The organism is Marinomonas sp. TW1 (genome assembly GCF_001625355.1).
In the GTDB taxonomy this organism is placed as follows: domain Bacteria; phylum Pseudomonadota; class Gammaproteobacteria; order Pseudomonadales; family Marinomonadaceae; genus Marinomonas.
In genome coordinates this window covers 217,471-241,413 of sequence record NZ_JSEE01000003.1, presented here as the reverse complement: position 1 = coordinate 241,413, position 23,943 = coordinate 217,471, and the positions used below count along the sequence as shown (strand labels likewise).

At 45.8% G+C, this 23,943-nt stretch carries 26 protein-coding genes; 9 read left to right on the top strand and 17 right to left on the bottom strand.

Going from position 1 to position 23,943, the window contains the following annotated elements:
- Positions 1 to 26 precede the first annotated feature (26 nt).
- The 6 genes from etfB to OA79_RS04255 all read right to left on the bottom strand — a co-directional run bounded on the left by etfB (position 27) and on the right by OA79_RS04255 (position 7,887).
- A complete protein-coding gene (gene etfB, locus OA79_RS04280) occupies positions 27 to 806 on the bottom strand; it encodes an electron transfer flavoprotein subunit beta (protein ID WP_063331964.1) in 780 nt (259 codons plus the stop codon).
- On the bottom strand, positions 796 to 2,085 hold the full coding sequence (etfA, locus tag OA79_RS04275) for an electron transfer flavoprotein subunit alpha (RefSeq protein WP_063331963.1): 1,290 nt from the start codon (positions 2,083 to 2,085) through the stop codon (positions 796 to 798). The genes etfB and etfA overlap by 11 nt, the downstream gene beginning before the upstream one ends.
- Positions 2,082 to 4,022 (bottom strand): (Fe-S)-binding protein, encoded by a 1,941-nt coding sequence (locus OA79_RS04270; protein ID WP_063331962.1) that lies wholly within the window; start codon positions 4,020 to 4,022, stop codon positions 2,082 to 2,084. Before OA79_RS04270 ends, etfA begins: the two co-directional genes overlap by 4 nt.
- Before the next feature lie 18 nt (positions 4,023 to 4,040).
- Positions 4,041 to 6,104: a dimethylglycine demethylation protein DgcA gene (dgcA, locus tag OA79_RS04265; RefSeq protein WP_063331961.1), complete on the bottom strand. Its 2,064-nt coding sequence runs from the start codon at positions 6,102 to 6,104 to the stop codon at positions 4,041 to 4,043.
- Between the two features lie 95 nt (positions 6,105 to 6,199).
- Positions 6,200 to 6,745 (bottom strand): DUF5943 domain-containing protein, encoded by a 546-nt coding sequence (locus tag OA79_RS04260; RefSeq protein ID WP_063331960.1) that lies wholly within the window; start codon positions 6,743 to 6,745, stop codon positions 6,200 to 6,202.
- Positions 6,746 to 6,909: 164 nt separating this feature from the next.
- Positions 6,910 to 7,887: a dipeptidase gene (locus OA79_RS04255; protein ID WP_063331997.1), complete on the bottom strand. Its 978-nt coding sequence runs from the start codon at positions 7,885 to 7,887 to the stop codon at positions 6,910 to 6,912.
- A 294-nt stretch (positions 7,888 to 8,181) separates the two neighbouring features.
- Between OA79_RS04255 and OA79_RS04250 the strand changes: the two genes are divergently transcribed.
- The 3 genes from OA79_RS04250 (at position 8,182) to OA79_RS04240 (ending at position 11,090) form a co-directional block, all read left to right on the top strand.
- Entirely contained in the window at positions 8,182 to 8,715 is a 534-nt protein-coding gene (locus tag OA79_RS04250; RefSeq protein WP_063331959.1) for a TetR/AcrR family transcriptional regulator, read from the top strand.
- Entirely contained in the window at positions 8,699 to 9,751 is a 1,053-nt protein-coding gene (locus OA79_RS04245; protein ID WP_063331958.1) for an alcohol dehydrogenase family protein, read from the top strand. The genes OA79_RS04250 and OA79_RS04245 overlap by 17 nt, the downstream gene beginning before the upstream one ends.
- Positions 9,752 to 9,908: 157 nt before the next feature.
- Complete coding sequence (locus OA79_RS04240) at positions 9,909 to 11,090, top strand: murein transglycosylase domain-containing protein (protein WP_063331957.1); 1,182 nt, start codon at positions 9,909 to 9,911, stop codon at positions 11,088 to 11,090.
- 15 nt (positions 11,091 to 11,105) lie between these two features.
- On the opposite strand, the gene OA79_RS18525 is transcribed toward OA79_RS04240, so the two are convergent.
- Entirely contained in the window at positions 11,106 to 11,228 is a 123-nt protein-coding gene (locus OA79_RS18525; protein ID WP_269447815.1) for a hypothetical protein, read from the bottom strand.
- Positions 11,229 to 11,444: 216 nt separating this feature from the next.
- On the bottom strand, positions 11,445 to 11,618 hold the full coding sequence (locus OA79_RS18185) for a hypothetical protein (RefSeq protein ID WP_156486216.1): 174 nt from the start codon (positions 11,616 to 11,618) through the stop codon (positions 11,445 to 11,447).
- Between the two features lie 485 nt (positions 11,619 to 12,103).
- Here OA79_RS18185 and OA79_RS04235 point away from each other — a divergent pair, with 485 nt between their 5' ends.
- Both OA79_RS04235 and OA79_RS04230 read left to right on the top strand, forming a co-directional pair.
- Complete coding sequence (locus OA79_RS04235; RefSeq protein ID WP_231908797.1) at positions 12,104 to 12,490, top strand: YbhB/YbcL family Raf kinase inhibitor-like protein; 387 nt, start codon at positions 12,104 to 12,106, stop codon at positions 12,488 to 12,490.
- Positions 12,491 to 12,514: 24 nt separating this feature from the next.
- Complete coding sequence (locus OA79_RS04230; protein ID WP_063331956.1) at positions 12,515 to 13,291, top strand: AraC family transcriptional regulator; 777 nt, start codon at positions 12,515 to 12,517, stop codon at positions 13,289 to 13,291.
- 192 nt (positions 13,292 to 13,483) lie between these two features.
- Here OA79_RS04230 and OA79_RS17920 read toward each other — a convergent pair whose 3' ends face one another.
- A complete protein-coding gene (locus OA79_RS17920) occupies positions 13,484 to 13,816 on the bottom strand; it encodes a hypothetical protein (protein ID WP_156486215.1) in 333 nt (110 codons plus the stop codon).
- Between the two features lie 168 nt (positions 13,817 to 13,984).
- On the opposite strand from OA79_RS17920, the gene OA79_RS04220 reads away from it, so the two are divergent.
- From OA79_RS04220 to OA79_RS04210, 3 genes are all read left to right on the top strand, one after another.
- Positions 13,985 to 15,403 carry an amidase gene (locus OA79_RS04220; RefSeq protein WP_063331955.1) on the top strand — a complete coding sequence of 473 codons (1,419 nt, stop codon included), beginning with the start codon at positions 13,985 to 13,987 and terminating at the stop codon, positions 15,401 to 15,403.
- Between the two features lie 48 nt (positions 15,404 to 15,451).
- The gene (locus OA79_RS04215) at positions 15,452 to 16,435 is read left to right on the top strand and encodes a C45 family autoproteolytic acyltransferase/hydolase (protein ID WP_063331954.1); all 984 of its coding nucleotides are present in this window, start codon (positions 15,452 to 15,454) and stop codon (positions 16,433 to 16,435) included.
- 116 nt (positions 16,436 to 16,551) lie between these two features.
- Positions 16,552 to 18,027: an ATP-binding protein gene (locus tag OA79_RS04210; RefSeq protein WP_063331995.1), complete on the top strand. Its 1,476-nt coding sequence runs from the start codon at positions 16,552 to 16,554 to the stop codon at positions 18,025 to 18,027.
- 195 nt (positions 18,028 to 18,222) lie between these two features.
- On the opposite strand, the gene OA79_RS04205 is transcribed toward OA79_RS04210, so the two are convergent.
- Both OA79_RS04205 and OA79_RS04200 read right to left on the bottom strand, forming a co-directional pair.
- Positions 18,223 to 18,645, bottom strand: coding sequence for a VOC family protein (locus OA79_RS04205; protein WP_063331953.1), 423 nt, complete (start codon positions 18,643 to 18,645; stop codon positions 18,223 to 18,225).
- Positions 18,646 to 18,799: 154 nt separating this feature from the next.
- Positions 18,800 to 19,315: a GrpB family protein gene (locus OA79_RS04200; RefSeq protein ID WP_063331952.1), complete on the bottom strand. Its 516-nt coding sequence runs from the start codon at positions 19,313 to 19,315 to the stop codon at positions 18,800 to 18,802.
- A gap of 247 nt (positions 19,316 to 19,562) precedes the next feature.
- Between OA79_RS04200 and OA79_RS04195 the strand changes: the two genes are divergently transcribed.
- Positions 19,563 to 20,738, top strand: coding sequence for a hypothetical protein (locus OA79_RS04195; protein ID WP_156486214.1), 1,176 nt, complete (start codon positions 19,563 to 19,565; stop codon positions 20,736 to 20,738).
- Positions 20,739 to 20,823: 85 nt separating this feature from the next.
- Here OA79_RS04195 and OA79_RS04190 read toward each other — a convergent pair whose 3' ends face one another.
- The 6 genes from OA79_RS04190 to OA79_RS04165 all read right to left on the bottom strand — a co-directional run bounded on the left by OA79_RS04190 (position 20,824) and on the right by OA79_RS04165 (position 23,881).
- Positions 20,824 to 21,264, bottom strand: a complete 441-nt coding sequence (locus tag OA79_RS04190; RefSeq protein ID WP_063331950.1) for a hypothetical protein — start codon at positions 21,262 to 21,264, stop codon at positions 20,824 to 20,826.
- 8 nt (positions 21,265 to 21,272) lie between these two features.
- Entirely contained in the window at positions 21,273 to 21,713 is a 441-nt protein-coding gene (locus OA79_RS04185) for a GyrI-like domain-containing protein (protein WP_063331949.1), read from the bottom strand.
- A gap of 151 nt (positions 21,714 to 21,864) precedes the next feature.
- Positions 21,865 to 22,257: a hypothetical protein gene (locus OA79_RS04180; protein WP_063331948.1), complete on the bottom strand. Its 393-nt coding sequence runs from the start codon at positions 22,255 to 22,257 to the stop codon at positions 21,865 to 21,867.
- Positions 22,258 to 22,351: 94 nt separating this feature from the next.
- Positions 22,352 to 22,801 carry a GNAT family N-acetyltransferase gene (locus OA79_RS04175; protein WP_063331947.1) on the bottom strand — a complete coding sequence of 150 codons (450 nt, stop codon included), beginning with the start codon at positions 22,799 to 22,801 and terminating at the stop codon, positions 22,352 to 22,354.
- Positions 22,802 to 22,853: 52 nt separating this feature from the next.
- On the bottom strand, positions 22,854 to 23,153 hold the full coding sequence (locus tag OA79_RS04170; RefSeq protein ID WP_063331946.1) for a chorismate mutase: 300 nt from the start codon (positions 23,151 to 23,153) through the stop codon (positions 22,854 to 22,856).
- Positions 23,154 to 23,284: 131 nt separating this feature from the next.
- On the bottom strand, positions 23,285 to 23,881 hold the full coding sequence (locus tag OA79_RS04165) for a methyltransferase domain-containing protein (protein ID WP_063331945.1): 597 nt from the start codon (positions 23,879 to 23,881) through the stop codon (positions 23,285 to 23,287).
- Positions 23,882 to 23,943 lie beyond the last annotated feature (62 nt).

Sequence of the window (23,943 nt, the reverse complement as noted above, 5' to 3'; positions counted from 1 at the left end):
CCTGTTCCCTCATTCATGGTTTCTCGCTAACGAATCACCTTTTCTTCCAACAAGAAGTCAAAAATAGCTTGGGCTTTCTCTTCCACTGTTTCATTTTTCAACACCTTACCACCGCCACCAACGGGTTTGGCCGTGGCGGCCTTAAAGCGATCCGCTGCGGTTTTGGCCTTCACCACCTTCATACGCTTTGGTCTTGGTTTCGCCGGTGTGAATTGCCATTGTGCGGCGACGTCATCTTCAATGGAGGTCGTATTTATCACTTCAATTTCAGCTCGCTGCCCCGGTCCATAAGCCGTTTGACGCGGCGCTTTCGCTGACTTATCCATGGTGGCAACAAATGGTAATGCGACACGCACTAAGCGTCTTTGACCTCTTGGCAATGCAAGCAAGACGTGTGCCACACCATGGTCAATAGATTGAATATCCGCCACCCTAGGTAACAGTGGCCAACCTAATTTCTCCGCCAATAAATACGGCAACATACCTGACGATTGCCCCATTTCAGATCGCACACCCATTAACAACAATGAGACACCTTGCGTCTTAACATGATCTATTAAAGGTGATAAAACATCCTCATTGGCTTGCTGAGCGATAACTGACAATCTAGACAATCCCATACCCGCATATTGACGCAACACCGGAGAATCTGCGTTACCGGCGTGCACCACAGACAAGGTCATTAATTGGCGCTCTTGCAAATGAAGACCCATTTCGACCGCACGACCATCTTGCTCAGCGCGGCGTTCACGGTTTGATTGAGGATGACGTCCGATAGACACCAAGGCTAAGGCTTTAGGCAACATGACTCACCTCCGACGTCACTTCATTCTGCTCCAGTGTTTTGCCCGTATGCTGCTGCGCCAAACGACACAACTCAGCCAAAATGGCTTCACTGTCAGCAATCACCGCTAAATCCGCCCGTTTCACCATGTCACAACCTGCATCCGTATTAATGGCCACGATTTTGTCGCACTGACCAATGCCTTGCATGTGCTGTATCGCGCCAGAAATACCGACGGCCATGTATACCTGCGCCGTCACCCAGGTGCCCGATGCGCCGACTTGGCGCATTCTCGGCATAAACCCATCGTCTACCGCCACGCGACTGGCACCTTCTGTGGCACCAAGCAAAGTGGCACAATCATGAAACTGTTGCCAGTTATGAATACCATTGCCTGCTGATAAGATAAATTCCGCTTCCGCCAAGGGAACCGCATTTGGATCAACGGCAATTAACCCCTTATCTTCTAAATACACTGCTTCGGAGGAGGCTAGTTCGAACGGCAAAGGCAAGACTTCATGACGAGTTTCATCAATCGCCTGACCACACTCTTCTAATAGCATCAAAATACGCGGCGTATCACGTTGAATATCTTGACTGCCGGACGCAGCCCGACAAATCGTCGTATCGATAGACACTTGCCAAGCTTGTGCTGCTGGGCGCTCACCCAGTTTCACCGCCAGACGACAAGCTAAATCGGTACCACCATGCACACTGTCAGGGAACAACCAATGCGTCGGCTGATACGAAACGTCCAATTGCAATAAAGCTTGGAGGCGTTGCTCTGGGGCAAAACCTTCGTATTCAGCGGCCGATAAGTGAACCAAACGATCCACACCCGCCTCATCAAACTGAGCTTCTTTGGATTCACCAAAACACACCGCTACCACCGCCAGTCGTTCATCCGCATCGAATGCTTGACGCTGCTTCGCCAGCTCATGAGCCAAGCCCAATATGTCTTTATCCTGCGCCGTGAGTCGGCCACCCGCCATGTCCGGCACCACCATAATATAAGCATTGGGCTCCATCACTTGATGTAATGGCAATACCACTTCTTGTGCTGTGGAACGGCGTCGTGTCGCACCAGCCGTCATTTGGCCATTGCCCGCTAAACGATCAATTCGCTTAATGCCATTGGGCCCAATAAAACCCACTTGGTGAGGGCTTTTCCGCACTAAGCCAGACGGCCCTCGAACCACCACTGATACCTGCGTCATGGCTTGATGCAAAGGGTGAAGACGATTGCGTGCTATCCATTCGGCTCTGGGATCACGACGTAGGATATCTTCATGCTCGGTCATGCGGCCCCCTCAACCAAATGTTCAACTAAATGCTCGGCCATGATTTCGGCAATGTCCCGAACCTGTGGACGCGGCTCGACGACCCCTTCCAACATGGCCGTACATTGTTGACACCCCACCGCGACCAATTCCGCTCCCGTTGCCACCACATCTTCCATGCGCATGTCAGCAATACGTCTTTCACCTGGGATATCGGTAATGGGCGCACCGCCGCCACCGCCGCAGCAGCGTGAGCGATAACCAGAGCGTTCCATTTCCGCAATGTCAATGCCCAAGCTCGACAATAAGGCTCTCGGTGATTCGTATTCGCCATTGTACCGACCAAGATAACAAGGGTCATGATAGGTCACCTTGCCGCCTTTGAAACGATCGACTTGCAGCACGCCTTGTTCAATAAGGTGATTCAATAAAGTGGTATGATGCAAAACGTCCACACCGTGCAAAGCACCATCTTGATCAAAGTCGGCGTATTCGTTTTTCAAACAATGAAAAGCATGAGGGTCCGTGGTAACCAAGGTGCTAAATTCATACTGAGCTAAGGTCGCCAAATTGCGCTTCGCCAAACTTTGGAACGTCGCATCGTCCCCTAAGCGACGCGCCACATCACCGCAGTCTCGTTCTTCATCCCCTAAAATTGCCACCTCCACATTAGCGGCTTTTAGCAATGTCACAAAGGCTCTGAGGATACGTTGACTGCGCATATCAAAGGCACCATCCGATACCCAAAACAACACTTCGGCTTTTTTAACGTCCTTCATCACCGACAAATTTTGATCCGCCGCCCAATGGGTACGGCTGCCCGGGGCATAGCCGTTTGGGTTGTCAGTCGCAATGATGTTTTCTAATACTTCAGCGCCCTTGTTTGGCGTATCGCCTTTTTCCAGCGTCAAGAAGCGTCGCATGTCGACAATCGCATCCACATGCTCAATCATCATTGGACACTCTTCCACACAGGCGCGACAAGTGGTGCAAGACCATAGGGTATCCGTGCTAACTAAGCCTTCGGTGATGATCTCCTGTGGCGAACCACTCGCCTTACCCACCGCCACATTAGGATAAGGGCTCCCGGCGTATTTTTCGTCCGTACCACCGGCCAATCCCAACACCATGTCTTGGATGAGTTTTTTCGGGTTCAACGGCTGCCCCGCCGCAAAGGCGGGACACATGGCTTCACAACGACCGCATTGTACACAGGCATCGAAACCTAATAACTGGTTCCACTTAAAGTCTTCAGGTTTCGCCACACCATGAGAGTTCCCTCCCAATTTGGCCGGTTTCAATCCCGTCGAACGCCCACCGCCAAAACGCTCAGGACGACGATGAAAAGCCAAATGCAGAGCGCCCGCAAAAGCGTGCTTCATTGGTCCACCCCATGTCATGCCAAACAGCATTTCGCCCAGGCTAAGCATCACCAACAAGGCCAATATCACGCTCACTAAAGTCAGACCAATGTGGCTCAAACTTAGACTCTCCGGCAGAATCCCAGCCGCCGGTAAGGTCAGCACAAAAAAAGTAATGGCAAAGGTGAGTAGACTTTTCGGCAGGCGCATCCACGGCCCTTTTGAAAGGCGCGAAGGCGGATTAAGACGACGCTTAAAAACAAACAAAGCACCGCAAAACATCATGCCAAGGGCCGCCAATAACATCCAAGCCAAAATTCGACTTTGAATGTCGAACAAATGCACCAAGATCACTAACACCATGGCCAAGACAAACCCACCGCCCGTGGCCACGTGAGTGCGAGACATGTATTTGTCTCGCTCCACCACATGGTGCAAGTCATGAAGATAACGTTTCGGCATGGCCAGTAAACCTGCGATAACATCGACCTTCTCGGCTTGTCCTGCACGCCACAAATTGGCACGACGCACCGCACCGATCCCTGCAAGAACAAGAAGAACACCAATCAGAGTCGGAAGTAACCAATCGAGAATCATCTTTAACCCCTTATCAGTTTAGAGGTCTTTGCAGAGACGCAAAGCATCATACATAGCCGCATGAATATTTCGCTGCGAAACACAATCCCCTAAACGCCACAAAATCATGCCTTCGCCATCACTTTCTAGAACAGGCTGAGGTTTAATATCAAACAAGGCCTCATTATCAATCTGACCTTTGTTGACTGAGTTGGCTTTGAGAGCGTAATACAGTTCTTCGTTTGGTCGTGTGCCGTTCTCTACCACCACCTGATCCACTACGCGCTCTTCTTTTTGACCTGTGTATTCGTTTTCCAGTACTGCGACCAGCTTGTCATCTTCTCGATAGACTTTTTCAAGCAGCATGTCGGACGTCATAATGACGTCTTTTTCATACAAAGATCGGTAGTAAGTGGGGAACGTCGTGCCGCCTATGCCAACCCCAGGTTTAATGTCGTCGGTCACCAACTCCACGAGCGCGCCTTTTGAGGCCAAATAATCCGCCGCAGACATGCCAGAGAATTCACAGATGGTGTCGTAAATAAGCACATTTTTACCCGGCTCGACTGAACCATTCAGAATGTCCCAAGTCGACACCACCAAGCCTTCGGCCGCGCCCCATTCAGGGGTTTGCTCAAGGAAAGGACGACCGCCAGTACACAAGACACACACATCTGGCTTCAAAGATTGAATCAACTCAGCGTCGGCTGCCGTGTCCAAACGCACCTCAACGCCAAGACGTTCAATTTCCATGATCAACCAACGAGAAATACCCGCAATTTGATCACGCTGTGGCGCTTTCGCGGCCAAGCTAATTTGCCCACCCAGCTCAGAGGCTTTTTCGATCAAGGTCACCTTATGACCACGCTCCGCCGCCACCCGCGCCGCTTCCAAACCACCCGGGCCACCGCCGACCACCACCACGTTACGAATCGGTCCAGAGGTCTTTCCAATCAGGTGTGGCAAGCCCATGTATTCACGAGAGGTCGCGGTATTTTGCACACACAATACATCCAAACCTTGATATTGACGGTCAATGCAATAGTTTGCGCCCACACATTGGCGAATCTGATCGACCTGATCCATTTTAATCTTGGCAATAAAATGCGGGTCCGCAATGTGAGCTCGAGTCATGCCGACAAAGTCCACATAACCGGCTTCTAGAATGCGCTTCGCTTGGTTCGGATCTTTGATGTTTTGCGCGTGAATAACAGGCACCTTGACCACTTCTTTGATACCGGCCGCCAAATGCAAGAAGGGCTCAGGCGGATAACTCATGTTCGGGATCACATTGGCCAAGGTATTGTGGGTATCACAACCTGAACCCACGACACCAAAGTAATCCACCATGCCAGTGGCATCATAGTATTGCGCGATTTGCTTCATATCGTCGTGGTTCAAGCCATCTGGGTGGAATTCATCGCCGGTGATGCGCATACCCACGACAAAATCTAGGCCCACTTCTTCACGCACCGCTTTCAACACTTCCATACCAAACTTCATGCGACCTTCGAAAGTGCCACCCCACTCATCGGTACGCTTGTTCACTCGCGGCGACCAGAACTGGTCAATCATGTGTTGGTGCACGGCCGACAATTCAACCCCGTCCAAACCGCCTTCTTTGGCGCGACGAGCCGCTTGAGTAAAATCTCCAATGATGCGCCAGATTTCCTCGACTTCAATGGTTTTACAGGTGGCACGATGCACAGGCTCACGAATACCAGATGGCGACATCAGGTTCGGCCAGTTTTCCCCATCCCAACGAGAACGGCGTCCCATATGGGTAATTTGAATCATGATCTTACCGCCGTGCTTATGAACTGCATCGGCAAGATTTTGGAAATGCGGAATAATGCGATCCGTCGACAAATTGACTGAGCTCCACCAGCTTTGTGGGCTGTCAATCGACACCACACTGGAACCACCACAAATACACAGGCCACAACCGCCCTTGGCTTTTTCTTCGTAATATTTCACGTAACGGTCTGTGGTCATACCGCCGTCGGTGGCATACACCTCGGCATGCGCTGTGCTGACAATGCGATTTCGGATGGTTAACTTATTAATATTGAGAGGCTCAAACAGCGCATCATACTGGGACATAGAAAGAACTCCCGCTTACTGAAAAATACGTGACATTGATTGATCAAAACCATGCCGGCCCGCATGGCTTAACTGGCTTATACAACTATCTGGCTTTAAATAGGCTGCACGTCAAAATACCCCACATCGCACCCTTCTTCGGCGCCACTTTGAGTCTGTGTGGCTTGAGTACGAATGGACGATTTTTGACTGTCTAAAATCTGATCCAAAGCACCGGCAAACCAACCAGTAAACATGTAATCCACCTTACGATTGACCTTTTTACCGTGAATCTTTTGGTAGTGATAAACAAAGGCGGAATTCTCTAAGCGTACTTTTGCTGTGCCCTTTTCAATGTCAAATTGCTCGGTAATGAAAAAGCCCCAACCTCGTTGCGATAAACGCTTCAAATAGTGGTGCCAGATGTCTTCTCCATAAATACCGTGGCATTCAGACTCTTGCTCACACCAAAAGTAGGCCGACTTATAACCGGCTTTATAGAGAATATCGGCGTAACGCGTCGCGCCGATTTCGTCTTCAATGCCCATGTGATTGTTGACAAAAAAATGACGTGGCACATACAACATAGGTAAAGCATCGGTCGTCCAAACGCCGGTTTCATCGTCCACTTGAATTGGCATTTCTGGTGAATGTGTAGACATGTTCAATTCCTTAAATTCTTAAACAAGTTTTAAAGCCAGTATTGCTCTGAAACGTTATGAGCGAAGGCTTCCCGAGGCAAAAACAAACGAAAGAGCGGAGTTTATAAGTTATAAATGAGCATCTTGAGTTTGTTTTTAACGCTGGTTAGTCGAGCGCAATAGTTTCATTCGTCCCAAACTTCGGCTAAAAGATTTACCCAGTTCTCACCCATAATCTTGCACACTTGGCGCTCACTGAAACCGTTACGCAACAAGGCTTCGGTCAAATTCGGGAACTCACCAACGGTGCGAATGCCTTTCGGGTTAATGATTTCACCAAAACGGGTTAAACGGCGTGCGTAGCCTTTGTCGTGAGTGAGGTATTCGAAGAAGTCATGACCATGACCTTGAGTAAAATCGGTACCGATGCCAATGGCATCTTCACCCACTATGTTGTAAATGTATTGAATGGCTTCCACATAGTCATCAATGGTGGCGTTCACCCCCGCTTTGAGGAAAGGGGTAAACATGGTCACCCCAACAAAGCCGCCGTGATCCGCAATGAACTTCAATTCTTCGTCACTTCGATTGCGTGGGTGCTCTTTCAAGCCAGATGGTAGGCAGTGGGAATAAGCCACAGGCTTTTTCGATTCAATAATGACTTCTTTTGCCGTGTTTGGTCCAACGTGAGATAAATCACACAACATACCAACACGATTCATCTCCGCCACAATCTCGCGACCATAGCCTGACAAACCGCCGTCGCGTTCATAACACCCCGTACCCACCAAGTTTTGCGTGTTGTAGCACATTTGCACTATGCCAACGCCAAGGTCTTTAAAAATTTGCACATAACCAATTTGGTCTTCAAACGCATGGGCATTTTGAAAGCCCATCATGACACCGGTTTTGCCTTCCACTTTCGCTCGGTGAATGTCTTTGGTGGTATACACCTTGGTTAACAAATCACTGTTGGCCTCAATCAGTTGATTCATTTCCACCACGTTGCGAACCGTGCCTTCAAAGTTTTCCCAAAACGACACCGTACAGTTCGCGGCAGTCAACTTACCTTTGGCCATGTCTTCAAACAATTCGCGATTCCATTTCGCGCAAATCAAACCATCAATCACAATGGCTTTATCGTGTAGCTCTGCTGGGGTCATGGTGGATTCCTTTAGGCTCTTAGCAATGAACCCAGTGTAATTTTTCAATAGCGTCGGAAGCTGGCTGGAAACGACTAGAGACAAACCAAAAGCGACTTTTGGCCAAGCAGAAAAAGACATCGACAGAGTGGCGATATGATCATCATCAGGCATAAGGCGAGACAATTGGCTCAGCAAATAGAGAAATTTTGATGGGCATTTGACAAAGGTAGAACAAACACTCTACCATAAAAGTAGAAGATTCATTCTACCTCTTTTATGAGGCAGTCACGTCATTACGAGTAAGACATCGCCATGTTAAAACAACAAATCGCAGCACGCTTAGAACAAGCTTTTAGCCAATACGGTTTCGCGGAACCCAGCGTAGCTCAGCTTAAAACCGCTTGTCAGGTCAGTTTACGTACCTTATACAAGCACTACCCTTCAAAAGAAGCCATGATAGTGGCGGCATTGGATTTTCGTCATCAGCGTTATTTGGACTTTCTACAAGAAAACGCGCCTGAAGCAGGCACTCCTGCCATTGAGCATATTTTTCAACAGCTGCAAGGCTGGATGGAAACCTTTGCACCACATGGTTGTTTATCAGTGAATGCCCTATCCGCGTACCCAGAAAACGCACAAATTCACCAAGCCGTCACGGAGCACAAACAGGCGGTGCTTCACTTCTTGGGACAACAAAGCCTACGTCCAGATTTGGCTCATAGCCTGTTCTTATTGCACGAAGGCGTTTCCAGCGCTTGGCCTGTATTGGGACAAGTCGCGGTCACTTCCGCCATACACACCATTCAGCAATTACTAGAGGACACGACGAATGACATTGCCCACTAAAATGAAAGGCGTACAACTGATCGGACACGGCGACCTAGACATGTTGCAGTACAAAGACGACCTCACAGTACCAACGCCACTCGCGCACCAGGTACTCATCAAGGTTGCTGCGGCTGGCGTCAACAATACAGACCTCAATACGCGCATTGGCTGGTATTCAAAAAGCGACAACAATAGTGACGATGCAAGTTGGGCAGGGAATGCTCTGAAACTACCATTGATCCAAGGGGCAGACGTATGTGGTTATATTGTCGCAGTAGGCGATAAAGTGGATTCAGCACGTCTCGGCGAACGCGTGTTGATCGAGCCTAGCTTCCATAATTGGAATGGTGAAACTCAAACCTCGCCTTGGTATTTTGGCTCCGAATGCAACGGTGGCTTTGCTCAATACACCGTCATTGATGCGCAATATGCTCATGTTATCAATTCGTCATTAAGCGACCAAGAATTGGCCTCTTTCCCCTGTTCCTACTCTACCGCGGAAAACATGCTGACTCGCAGTCAGGTCAATGCACAAGACACAGTATTAATCACCGGTGCATCCGGTGGCGTTGGCAGTGCTGCGGTGCAGTTGGCAAAATTGCGTGGTGCTAAAGTCATTGCTGTCACCAGTCCTAGCAAGCAACAAGCATTACTAGACTTAGGAGCAGATCAAGTGGTTGCTCGTGGTGAAGATTTAGTTGCCAGTTTGGGGGAAAACAGCGTCAGCCTTGTCGTAGATTTAGTCGCTGGATCACAATGGCCGCAGTTCTTACAGATACTCAAACCTGGCTCACGTTATGTGGTGTCGGGAGCCATCGATGGCCCGCTAGTAGAATTGGATATACGTACGCTGTATCTAAAAGACCTAAGCTTCTTCGGCTGTACCACACTACAAGCCGGCGTATTTGGTAATTTGGTGCGCTACATTAATGACAATAAAATTCGTCCTCTGCTGGCTCAAACTTTCCCCTTACAAGACATTAAAGCCGCACAACAGGCGTTTGTCTGCAAACAACACATCGGCAAAATTGTCCTCGAAGTGCCCCTAGATTAGCGGACAACAAAATGACAAGACAAAGTAGGAACAAACAACATTTGATTCTCCTTTGTCTGATCCATCATAACATTAAGGCTTGTTTTCATTAGCGAAATGGGAAAACTGACAGTATCTTGATACACTCAGCAAGCTTTTGATTGATGGGCAAGGATTGATGTACAAAAAATGGGGTCGCCGTACGGCATTGTCTTCTTGTGGTGTATTGCTGTTATCGCTCAGCGGTTGCCAATCTATGTTGAATTTTGATTCGGTCGATTCCGTAAAAGAGTTGTCCAAACAGGTGCAAGACGCCGACAGTTTAGAAGATGTAAAAGCCATCGCTAAGCAAGCGAAAGTCACTCGCGATTACATACGGGCGGACTTAAAAGCCATTCAAACCTTGTATAAAAACCTCGATCAACAGGTCAATAAAAAATGGGGCAAAGATAACAGCCAACTGCCCAACAAGAAAAAGTACGTCAAATACGTGAACGGCTACCAAGCACGTGCCATTGTGGATTTTGACAATGGCAAAGTCCGAGTAGAAACCGTTGACGGCCGCAACCCAAGAGACACACTAACCAAAGCGGTCACCACCACCCTACTGACCACAGCCGACCCGACGAAAACGGACATTTTCTCCAGCTCCGCGCCAAACACAGATGGCGTGCCCTTCTTGTATCCGCAAGTCATGGACAACGAAGGCGTGCTAGTAAAATACCGCTGGCGAGCTGGCCGATATGCACAATACTTAGTTGCCAATAAACTGCAACCTAGTACCAGCAGCGGCAACCTCGTCTACTCCGTTGAATTTGATCTAGTGGAAAAGCACGAACATTTGCGTCAAAAGAAATACAGCCAATACGTTCTCGCCGCGGCCAAGCGTTATAACCTAGAGCCCGCGTTAATTTACGGCATCATCGAAACCGAAAGTTCCTTTAACCCCTATGCGGTTAGTCCTGCCAACGCCTACGGACTCATGCAAGTGGTGCCCGCCACCGCTGGTCGTGATGTCTATAACCTGATCAAGAAAAAGTCCGGTGAACCCACCAAAGACGTGCTCTTCTCACCTGAACAAAACATCGATATCGGCAGCGCCTACTTGCACATATTACAAACCCGTTACCTTGTTAAAGTCAGTAACAAAACCAGCCAAGAATACTCCATGATCTCGGCTTACAACGGCGGCACAGGAAATGTACTTAAGACCTTCGACAGCAATCGGTCGGTCGCTATGGACAAGATCAACCAAAACTCGTCTAGCTCGGTGTATCAAAAGCTCAGATACGACCACCCAAGAGAAGAGTCCCGTAACTACTTGGAAAAAGTCACCAAAGCGAAGAAAAACTACGAGTAAATTTACGCTGTAGTGCTACATAACACAGCCATTTTCAGCGTTCAATTGTTTTTCTTCTAGCGGTGAATCGGATAAAGAGTTGTGGCTCAAAGACAATTTCTTGCCAATACTAACATCCGCATAACGAGCAAAAATCACAGTCTCACGCCTGATAATCTTCATATTGGTGTAGGAAAATTGGCGGTTACTTTGATCTTTCAGAAAGAACAGGATGTGGAATCATTCGCTATACCTTTTTCTTTAGCAAAGCACCTGACACCCCGTTAACAGGCAAACATTAGCGACGAAGGAGGATGGTGATTTTTAAAGTCATCATGACTAATTGAGGAGATATTCTGATGATCTATTCAGCTGTCATGAATAATCCCCAATTATTCCAATCAAACATGGCTCTATATTGCTTAAGAAACGAAGAAGTTGATTGCGACGTAGCATTATTATTAAACAGTTTTTCCCAGCCTGATTAAAAGCGCATATCTGAAAAACTGACTTGGCTAAATCAATACCCACTGTATGAATCGTATCCATAACGTCCTCCTTTTAAACTGACCTACTCAGTATAAAAGGAGGTCCATTTCATTCTTTCATCTTTCTTTTAGGAAATCACAGCGCGCCATCTCTAAAAAAAGCGCAATGGTCAAATCTTAGCCATTGATACTAAAACGCTTATTTATTTCTTGCCTGTACAACACACGCACTTTTTTGAGATTGAATAGCACAAAACGAGCAATCTCTTGGCAAGATGAAAAGTAAACAGTATGAATACACAGAAAATTTAGGCAATCAAATCGATTCGCTCCCTGACGATGCGATTCCCAAAGAAACCGACGCAATAGATAACAGTTCAGTATTACCGCCATCCGTTCCGAGCCTTATACAAAAATGGAAAAAATAGACAGTTAGTTTCTTTATAAGCCGAAATAAAATTGAAATTGATACTTTATGTAGAGAAAATTCATGATCACACGACTAGCATGGGACTGGATTATTGGCTTAATATAAAGGAGATACAAATGAAAGCGACACAACTCACTTGGGCTGATGCCCCCGCTGGTACTAAAAGCTACGCCATTACCACCTACGACCCAGATGCACCAACGGGCAGTGGTTGGTGGCACTGGATCAGCTTCAACATTCCAGCTAAGGTCTCTTCCCTAAGCCGTGGAGCCGACATGAAATCACTGGGTGCAATTGAATTAAAATCCGATTACGGCAGTACAGGTTTTGGTGGCGCATGCCCCCCAAAAGGCGATGGCATGCACCGTTACCAGTTCACCGTTTGGGCCTTACCAGTCGAAAAACTCGACCTAAACGCCAGCGTGTCTGCCGCCATCGTCGGCTACACCTTAAACAGCATGGCCATTGGCAAAGCCAAACTCACTGCCACCTATAACAGATAATCACACACACTCAGGGGAGAGACGATGGCCACTATCATTCAAATCAATCACATGTATGGTCTACAGCGTCAGCGGCTGCGTAACGTCGCCATCCACTCCCCGAGTATTTTCTGGGTACAATCAGGACAAAAGCAACTGTTTTGGCAGGACGATGAACTCACACTGGACACATCGAAGCTATTGCTCACTCGCGCTCACCAACAGCTCACGTTTGAAAACAAACCCGAACGAGCCAAATTTGCTTCCATACAATTTAGCTTCCGCCTCAGCCCACCCGAACACATGCTTAAGCTAAGTACTAGCCTAGCCAAAAGCCGCTACTCTCCGCTCTACATACCAGACAAAAGTCTATTTGACACCCTAACCCTATTCACCAACCTACAATGGCAGGAGCTCAGCGCCATCACACAAAAATATTGGCTGTTTGGGCTTTATCAACAACTGGCCGAAGCAGGTAAATTGCACCTGTTGTTTACCAGCCAAACCATCCCTTTTGCACAGAAACTCAGCGACTACTTAACACAGCAGCCAGGCCAAGATTACCCACTCAACGACGTTGCAGAACACTTCTCTATGAGCCGAGCCACCTTCATCCGTCGTCTAAAAAAAGAAAACACCCAATTCAGAGAAATACTCACTCAAGTACGGATGAACCACGCTCTCAGCCTGATGCAACAGGGAAAGCGCCATCCGCTAGACATAGCCCTATGCTGCGGCTACCAATCACAAGAACGCTTTAGTCAACGCTTTCATCAAAAATTTGGTATTAGCCCCAAACAGTACTTGAAAACACTGGAGTAGTTAGAGCCTTGCTCTAATGAAGCTGTAGGGTACTTTTTAAATTGCGGCTCACCACTCTTCTCAGCAGTCAATAAGGACTCTCACTGGTGAGTGATTGCGGCTTAACATTAATATGAACAACCAGCTTAATTGGGACATTAAAAATACAACAGACGGTTAGCATCCAATCGTTAGGATGTTAAAACACGCAATTTATTCAAACGTTTCTATGTCGTTTCGAGTCCACCAGTAACTAAAACCATGACTGGTCAGCCACTGAGCGGCACTGTCCAAACTTGCCCACTCGCGTCGCTCACCGCGCGCACTATTTATGGCTAAAAGGTAGGAATCGACATAGACCAAGACAGACCATGCATAGGGATGTTTAATTTGATCACCAAAACCACCACCTTGTTTTTCGCGATAAGTTCGATATACCACGGCATACTCTCCTAATCGAGATTGCTCTCGAACAATAGGAAGCTCTGTCTGAGTAATCACACCAGACACACCTAAATACGCATCTAAAGTTTTATTATCTAACATCATGATCCATAGTGTTGCGATTTGTAAAAAATAGGCATACATTATGATCCATGGCGTCAATTTTCTCAATGTTACCAGAATCGCCTTATATCGTTCATATTCGTTCTTGGGTTTCCATCAACTCCAGTGAACCAAAACCAAACAGACTACGCACTGAGCACCGTGAAAATGAATATTTTAGAAAAAACCGCCATCGAACTTCTCGCTGACCTTCGTGCCCGTAACATCACTGCGGTTGAATTATTAGAGCTAACGATTGAACACGCTAAATTAGTCACCAAAACAGTTAACCCCCTTGCGGTTACTTTATACGACCGGGCACGCGAAGCCGCAAAGCTTGCCGATCAATTATTAGATCAAGGCTTAGGCGGACCGCTTTGCGGCTTGCCCATTACAGTAAAAGACTCCCAGTGGTTAGCAGACGTTCCTTGTGCGAATGGCTCTAAAACACAAGCCAAATTTATTCCAACTGAAACCTGTTCCAGCATTAAAAAATTAGAAGCCGCAGGGGCCATTATTTTTGCAAAAACCACTTGCCCCGAATTCAGTCTAATGGGCGTAACCTCATCTAAAATGTACGGTGTTACGGCGAATCCTTGGAATACAGAACGTACTTGTGGCGGGTCTTCTGGCGGTGCAGGAGCCGCAGTAGCAGCAGGCTTAGGCACTCTATCATTAGGCGGAGATGGCGGTGGTTCCATTCGCATCCCTTCTGCTTTTTGTGGCATTGTAGGATTCAAACCCACTATTCACGCGGTCCCTAGAAAACCGTGCTTTCCTTCTTGGAGCACATTAGTGTCATATGGCCCTATGGCGAGAACGGTCGCCGATGCTCGTCTTATGTACTCGGTGTTAGCAGAAAATAACGAAGAGTTTGCCTTTAAAGACGCTTTACTCGCTCATTTTCATCAGCCTTTGACACTCGCAGGTCAAAAAATCATTGTCTCAGAAGACTTGGGATTTGCTCCCGTTGATGACGATGTGCGACAAAATTTCAGACAAACATTGCGTTTATTAGAAGCGGCTGGTGCTGAATTGGTGTATGACCAACCTAACCTGCCTTCATCGGTCATCGCATGGGCGACCATTGCTCATTTCGACTCTTGGAGCTTTCAAAGCCAAAAAGACAAGCCGCTACGAGGTTTAGACAAATACACCATTGAAATGATGAAGTTTGGCGCCAGTCTAACACCTGAAGAATTTGATGCAGCAGAAGCCCACCGCCTCGATATTCAAGCCGCTTATAATGCTATGTTTGAACGCAATGGAAGTGCTTTTTTTGTCACACCCACCCTAGGTTGTGAAGCCTTTAGTCATAAGTATCGCCATCCAAAATACATAGGATCAACCAAGATAACTTACCCTTGGTTAGATTGGGCCAGTTTCCTATATGATGCCAACTTAACGGGCATGCCTGCGTGCGCTCTACCCATTGGGTTAGGTAATGAAGAATTACCACTTTCTATTCATGTCACGGCACCGCGAGGCGCCGATGCCTTAGTACTCGATATTGCAGAGAAAATGGAATCACTCATTGGCTGGAACAAACGTTCGCCACTGTTAAAAACGGGTGCAAGTCTTGCATGAAGGCATGACGAAAGCCGATAGATTATCGTACCCACGAAAGGATAAACGATGAAAAGCTTACAGTTTACCGTTGTCAATGAAGATTATCCTGGCGAAAAATTTAAGCGCCTATTTGAAAAAAACTGGCCAGCTTATAAAGCGTGGTATTTAGACGAAGGAGAAGCGGCTAGACCAAGCTATCTAGAGTGCATTCAAGCCTTTAAAAAGCATATGCCTGAGCTCTACCCTGTTTATCAAGACATTCTAAAATTGATAAATGGCGACGACCTACAAGCGCGTTTTCTCAGCTTATACTGTCCGCCTCCTTTCTTTTCAGCCTGTTCTCAACTGACGTTAAATACGCCCACTCCCACACTGATCCGCAACTATGATTTCCCGCCTATTTTGTGCGAAGGCATTATCTCTTGTGGCCAATGGTTGGGCAATAACGTCGTAGCCATGGCCGATTGTGTCTGGGGGGCGTTGGATGGCATGAATGAAGCTGGGCTTTCTGTTTCCATAGCCTACGGCGGACGTTTAGCGAAAGGAGAAGGCTTTGGCATTACCATCGTCATACGCTATGTATTAGAAATTTGTACCAATGTAGAAGAGGCTATTCGCGTTTTAAAACGCATTCCGATTCATCTTGATTACAATATTGCCTTAATAGATGCGGATGGCAATCAAGCAACTGTTTATGTTGCTCCAGATCGAGATGTGATGGTCACTCAGGAACAAGCATCCACGAACCATCAAGACCCCATTGTTCCTGAAAAGCCACTCTTTTTGCCCGACACAGGCATCCGCCTTGACGCACTAAACCATTTGGCACTGACTGTTAGCACCACTGCTTTAGACCCAAGTATTAGCTTTTTATATCCGCCATTGTATCGCTCTCATTTGATTAACAAATCAGGCACCTTATATACCGCTGCTTATTACCCGAAGGCGGGGCAAATTCGCTATTTGTGGCCACAGGCACAGATCAGCATTGATCTGGCATCGTTATCAAGCACGCAAGATCAAGACTTAACCATCTATTACGACAGCTAACCGTATAGGAAATAGAGATGTACCAGATCATTATAGCAGCACTGAAAAAGCTTTTTAGCACCAACGAACAAGAAACAAAGACAATAATAGAACCAGATACTGGAGGAACAAAACCGATGCAAGAACAAACAAAACTAAAAGGCTTATCTGATATTTACCGTTTTTTCCGTAAAAACCAGACGCCGATCTACTTCATTTCACCTACCGCTTATAACGTACTTGGCATTGGACAATGGGTACAAAGCTTTCAATACATCACCTTCTTCGACTCTTTTGATGGCGGCCATTTCCGTATTGTGAACCCTAAGCTCAACAGTGAAAGGGAATTCCAATCCATGGAAGAAATGGTTAATTATTTATTAAGCCATAAAGAAACCATCGACCTATTAGAAGCCAATTCCCATAAATGTGAAAATGGCAGCAATGGTAAATTGTTAACCGTGATGTTTGATGAGAAAACAGAAGAAATTGCCGCCAGCCTTGGCTTAGAAATGGCCCTACCTTCGGCCCAGTTACGTCAACACATCGACTCTAAAATTGTTACCACTCAACTTGCCAATGAAGCCGGCGTACCAAGCGCCCCAAATTTAGTCGATGTGAAAGCCTCAAGCTACGCAGAACTGAGCGTTTTAGCAGAAGCCAATCATCTAGGCAGCAACCTAGTGGTACAAACGCCTTATGGCGACTCAGGTAAAACCACCTTCTTCATTCGTAATGAAGCAGATTGGGATAAAAACGCCAAGAAGATTGTTGGCGAAACCCTCAAGATCATGAAATACATCAACCACATTCCAGGCACAGTGGAAGCCGTCGCCACTCGTTGCGGTACCTTGGTAGGCCCACTACAAACGGACATCACAGGCTACGAAGAGCTAACCCCATACAAGGGCGGCTGGTGTGGTAATGACATTTTCCCAGAGCTGCTTAAAGACGGTGCGCAACACGATAAAGTAATCACCATGGTCAAGGCTATGGGCGATAAGCTGTATGAAACCGGCTACCGTGGCGCTTTCTGTTTTGATTATCTTATTGATACCGATGATGGTGAAGTGTATTTGGGTGAAATTAACCCTCGTATCAGTGGCGCCAGTCCGTTAACTAACCTAGTCACCTCTAAATACGGCGGCGCACCATTAATGCTGTTCCACCTTTTAGAATTTATGGATGTGGATTTCGAAATTGATGTAGAAGAAATCCAGAAGCGTTGGTCAGATTATGGTAGCTGGACTCAATTAGTCCTTAAGCACACGGAAGATAAAGTTCGCATGATCACCAAAGCCCCTCAATCTGGGATTTGGCAGATGAAAGAAGAGGGTAACATCGAATTTATCCGCCACAGTATTGACTGGAGTAATGTGGGGGACGAAAACAACGCCTTCTACATGCGCGTCTACGGTGAAGGCGAATACAGCTACCTTGGTGCTGACATGGGTATTCTAGTGTCCTGTGGACGCATGCAGTCTGATGAGCGTACCTTGTTGCCCCGAGCTCATTCATGGATCAATGCGATTAACGCGCAATTCGAGTTTAAAAATCTGGAGGATCTAGAGCAACCTTATATTCCAGATGAAGGTGTTCGGAAAATGCTTTAACCCCCGATAAACAAGAAGCCCCTCTACTTTACTAAGTGAAAGTAGAGGGGCTTTTTTGTGGAAGCATACATCTCTTGTTTATTGCTCTATCCCCGACATAAAAAGCAACGGTCGTCTTCTTGGGTAAGAGTACAGGCAAACATGCGGAGCGGAGCGGAGCCAACCAACTGTCATTTGCCCCGTTTCAATAACTTGCTATAGCGCTCTCGATGCCATCGGATGATTTGGTTCTAATTGAAGTAAATCCCACAAGTTGCCATAAAGGTCTTCAAAGACGGCTACCGTGCCGTAATCCTGCTCTTTTGGCTCTCTAATAAATTTTATACCGTCAGCTAGCATACGATTATAATCTCGCCAAAAGTCATCGGTATTTAAGAATAAAAATACTCGACCACCCGTTTGATTTCCCACAGCGTCATTTTGCTCAGGGTTAGATGCACGAGCCAGCAACAGTGTGACACCATTAGAACCGGGCGGTGAGACCACAACCCAACGTTTATCTTGTTCTGCTTGGTAAGTGTCTTCAATAAGCTCAAATTTGAGTTTATTGACATAAAAATCAATTGCTTCGTCATAGTCTTTAACGACCAGTGCAATGTGTACTATCGACTGTTTCAATTCATCTGTCCTTGAATTAAATGCTCATGTCATTCAGAGCGATAACGCTCCGCTCAGTGGAATATTACACGAAGAACATTTTTATTCGAAAGTACAGGGAAACCAAGTGTACAAAAAACGAGCCTAGTAAAATATTTCCGCATGCCGCTTTTGTCTAAGCATTTTTATACCACTCTACGGCATGCTTTTCATGCGTCGTCACAAACTCATCTTTGCCATCACAGTAAGCTCCAATATCATTATTGCAATGTTTAGCAACGTCCAGCTTAAGCTCGGCATACTCTTCTGCGACCGCCGGATGGGCAATTAAATACTCTTTAAAAGCCAGATGCCTAATCGAGTTTTCTGAGTCCTTACCGAAGGCATGAATTTGGTGAGATCGCTTATATCCACCCTTCTGAAAATATCGACGCCCGGAAATACCAAATTCGCCCTTACACTCGTAACCGATGGACTCAAATAGTTCATTACACCCATCCAAAGCCTCTATTTCTTCGACTTCTAGCAATATATCAATAATGGGTTTAGCGGCAAGTCCACTTACCGCTGTGCTGCCGATATGATGGACCCATAATTTTTTTATCGGTAGGCTTGAGAGTATCAATTGCTTTTCTATTTCAAACAGACGAGGCCAATCATCGTTATATTCAACCACTTCTATAATTCGCATAATCTATTTTATTTCCTAACGCCTTGGTAACCGGCTAATTTGAATAGAGCAGTTTGTGTAATCCTTACCGTGCAACGGTAAGACAAAATACTGAAATAGTCCCAGACTTACCTTCACAAATCAATTACCGCTTGTGGCAGTCGCCAGTGCCGAAGAATTTGACGATGAATAGGTTCGTAAAAGTCTGGATGGAAAAATGAGTAAGGCCCTGATTTAACGTATCATTTATTCTTATTGACAGCGGCGTGTGAATTGTTTAAAAATTTTACGCTATACGATTGCCAAGCTGAATAATTCAGCCGACCGAATAAAGCAAACACCCTATTCCTTTGCAGGATCAATATACACAAGGACTAAAGAAGTAATGATTACTAAATTTAAAAATTTATTGATTTTGCTCATGCTACCCGCTCCTATCTTCGCGAATGCAGCTCAAACAGAAGGTCAAACTGAGTTCCCTTCACATTGCCACAGTAATGAAAATGTCTACTTAAATGCAAAAATGCAAAAAGTCATCGATTCTCCTAGTAGTGGCGCACTGTACGAGTTGAAACCAACAGGAAAAGTTTTATCTTTGTGTTATAGCAAGCAGCACGACGCGACTCCAATGATAGTTTACCGCTACGGCAAAATTGGTGATGTGGAGTTTGAGAAAGTCGCTACCAAAGACGCGCCTTTTTCATCGTATCATCATATCGATGGCCGACTAGGCGATGAGGTGATTTTTTTTAACAATGGCAATATTCACTATTACATTAGCAGAGCCCTTGGGATGGGAAGTGGTATTTCGATAGATGTCTTCAGAAAAGGAAAGAGACTCGCGAAACTGTTTTCAGGACTCGACAGAGAACTGGATTACAATGCGGAAGATTATGTAGATATATTACCCAGTGATGTCTTGGTAGAAAGTACACCTCGTGATGAAGCAATGCGCTCACCAAATCGCATTAGTTGGATAAAACGAGAATACAAGGACGTTCGAGATAACCTAAACAACTATAAACAAAAGTCCATTAAACTGGCAGAGTCCACAGAAGCGGGCGAAGCCATCGCGTATCAAGCGGGATGGGGGAATGTGCGACTCATTAACCTTACTCATTTCGGTGAAACAGGAAAGCGCAGCTATCAAATTTATTATCAGAGAAACAAAGCATTTTTTGTGTTTGAACAAGATTATAGCTATAACGCTCCCATCACGATGACACCCGAGCGAGCAGCGCGTTTAAGCAAAGAAGAAGAGACAAAGTACGAGGCATTTGACCCTAATAAATCAACAATAGAAGAGTGGCGATACTATTTTGATGGTGACTATGCCGTTAGAACTCTTGGCCCCGATAAAAAAATAGAACCTAACTCAGAAAGAGCCAATCACATTATGAAAATGAGTCGTGAAAGTTTAGAGCGATTCTTAAAAGAGAGCTAAGTACAAACATTCACCTTCATTCGTATCCATTTTCTGCTCGATTAAACGAAGCGGAATCCTGTATACGGATGAAAAATTCACTCCGTCACTGCACTGAGATCTTTGGTCTTATGCGGTTTTTCCACCTGCGGATTAGCCAGGCTAATAACCAGTATATTGATGCCATAAATAAAGAATAAATGAGCGATACAATGGGGAATATTATGACGGCAAAAACATGACGACCGCCGTCTCCGATGTAGGCATCCATATTTTTGTGATCTTCTTCAGTCCAAGTATCGGTTTCCTGTTGAGACCAGACACCATTGCCGTCTCTGTCTAGTGTTTCGATTTTACTTTCCAGAGACCAATTGAATGCGGCCCATTGAGCAATCACCACGCTGCTCATTATAAAAGCAGACATTCCCACTACCGTGATAAAAGCCAATACACCTTTGGATCGTTTTCTTACTAAAGAGGATAAACACAAAGGCACCAGCAAAAGTAATAAAGCAATGACAGCATAGACCATTTGCTCAACGCTCATACCAAGCCTTACTTCACTGCGATATAAATCTCTACTTCTCGTTCGCCTTTATAACATTCAAAATCCGTTGTGAAAGCACGAGTATGAGCACATTTATCTGCGCTGAAATAGTCCCAGACTTCCCCCCACAAATCGATGACCGCTTGCGGCATATCACCAGTGCCAATGAACTTCACATAGTTTCCAGCTTGTATTTGATGCTCTTCTAGATTTTTACCCGTCAGCGAATCGGAACATGCCACCACATCGAAAGCGCCGGTGTGATCAGATTCATAATGAGTATAAAGGCCAAAAACGCGAGAATGCGGATCAAGCATGGGGGACAAATCAGCGTAAAACTTTGCCCACAAAGCTCCAATTTTGGCAGTAGCAGGCTTCATTTCAGCGGCATTGGTGGTGCGGACAGATAGGCCTGCGACCTTTATCGTATCGATTTGAATCAGATCCATGAGTCTTCCTTGGTGGTTATTTGATCTTGGTGGTTGTTTAATTTTGGTGGAACACTGAGTAGCACGGTTTTGCTGTGTCAGTCCTGTTCACTGTTTTAACTTTACGGTTTAAGCATGACTGTTTAAGTAAGCCTAGGGATTGAGGCTTTCCCTAGATTCTACACTTCACGGTTAACTCATTTCTATCTTTCCACTCACAATACGCAAGCGTCATCACAAATATACCTTCTAGTCCGAGAAACACCACTCCAATATAACTGATAGTCTGGAAGTATTGCCAAATCACCATGACACACACCAGCATCCACAGCACATTTGCCATCGCCAGCAATAAAATGAAAAAGCGCTTTCTGACGCGCGAAAAAGCAAGCAACAAAGCATAACCCCCGTAACAGACATTAGCCGCAGCTAAAAACTGAATGGTGGCAATAGGCAAACCATATAGATGACCCAACCAACCTTTTAGCAGCAACAAGAGGATGCCTGCCGTTAAACCAGCAGTCCCGTCTAGGTGTAGGATGGTTGATTTATTGATGAATCGCATTTTTTGATTCTGATGCTCAAGTAATCTGTACTGTATACAAAGAAGGTTTTAGGGGTAAACTGCACTGCATAAGATTGATCTACTTACCAGGTATCTATTCCAAATTTAGATACAAGCGCAGCATATCTTTATGCTGAATCCCATTCTCATAAATTGTCTCGGGATAATTGTTTACAAAGTGATCTTTTAGTATGGCATCGACACGAAAACCAATGCGTTGATAATATGTTAATGGGTAACCAAATGCCCCCGTACCCACTTCAATTCTGGCTACGCCTTTAGACTTCAATCTAATGAGCACAAACTCCATTAGCTTGCTACCAACACCCCGTTTCTGAAATTCTTCTAAAACAGAAACATTATATATCTCCATTTTCTTATCAGATAGAAATCCGGCAACAATAACACCAACAACGAGGTCCCTTTCCATTGCTGCAAAAACCAACCCATTTTCGATGTACGAAGTGATGTTTTCAACACTTGGATCTGCCTGCAAGAGCAGTTCAATGGGAATTTTAGCAGCTGTCGTTTCTTCGAATGTCATCTAACCACACCTAAGCTTTGGAGCATGTACGCTGTTTGATACACCCATACCATTATTTATCAGGACGTTTCGCAGACTGAAGACGCGATATCTCAATATGATTTTGAACCACTTGATCGATAACCGTCTTTAACAAGTCCTTTGCAAATTTAGGGTCTAATCCATAGGATTCAGCCAAGCCAGCAACACGCTCAAACTGTGATGCTTCTCGTGTTTCATCTTTAGCGGGAAGCCCCTGTTCGGCCTTATTTTGGCCAATTTTGTTGGTGATTTTAAACCTTTCGGCAAACATAGCGACTATCGCATTATCGATATTATCTATGCTTTTCCGGTAACCTTCTAAACTTTCCAATTTCGGCTCCTTTAAAAAAGTTATAACCCCGCGTTAACAAGTGAACAAGGCGTCCACCTTACTTAAACCATTGTGCCGTAAAGACTAAAGCTGATTCAAACCCGACATTTGAAACCACATCGATTGCTTTGTCATATAGGTTTCACCGCGACCACAGAATAGGTATGCCAATGTTTCATTCTGCCCAGAGAGGTTTTCGCTTTTTCATCACGCTCAAAGAACCTGACTATTTCAAAGTCAGAGAACAACCCTTTTACTTCTGATTCCGATAAAGGTGTTGTTGGACTACGATAATTGTTAGCCCAACTGTCTTTGAAACCCATGAAATCACCAGCAAATACCCCACCGACTTCGATTGAAAGCTTGATGTTGCCCCAAGTCGTTACAAACTGGTTTGGGTCAGCGAAGAACAAGCTAGAGTTTGCGATAACTACTCCAGATTTTGGGTAGTCGAATAACTCAAACGAAGTCTCAGCGATATCAACTAATGACTTTGACCCAAACCTGTCCCTGCAAATAGCGACCGAATCAGGGTTAATATCAAAGCCGTGAACTCGAAAACCTTGTTGCTCTAAATATTGAATATCACTGCCAGTGCCACAACCACAGTCAGTAGCTACCTTGAGATTGGATTTATTAAGTTGCACGGCCAACTCAGTACGTTTTGAATGTGGGCGAGTGAGTGCTTTTTCGTAGTATTGACGCCAAATTTCAGTATTCTCATCCATAAGCTTCTGATTTTCCGTAAAAGTGCAACATCTTGTTAAGAGGCAAAAAATAGTTGGCTATA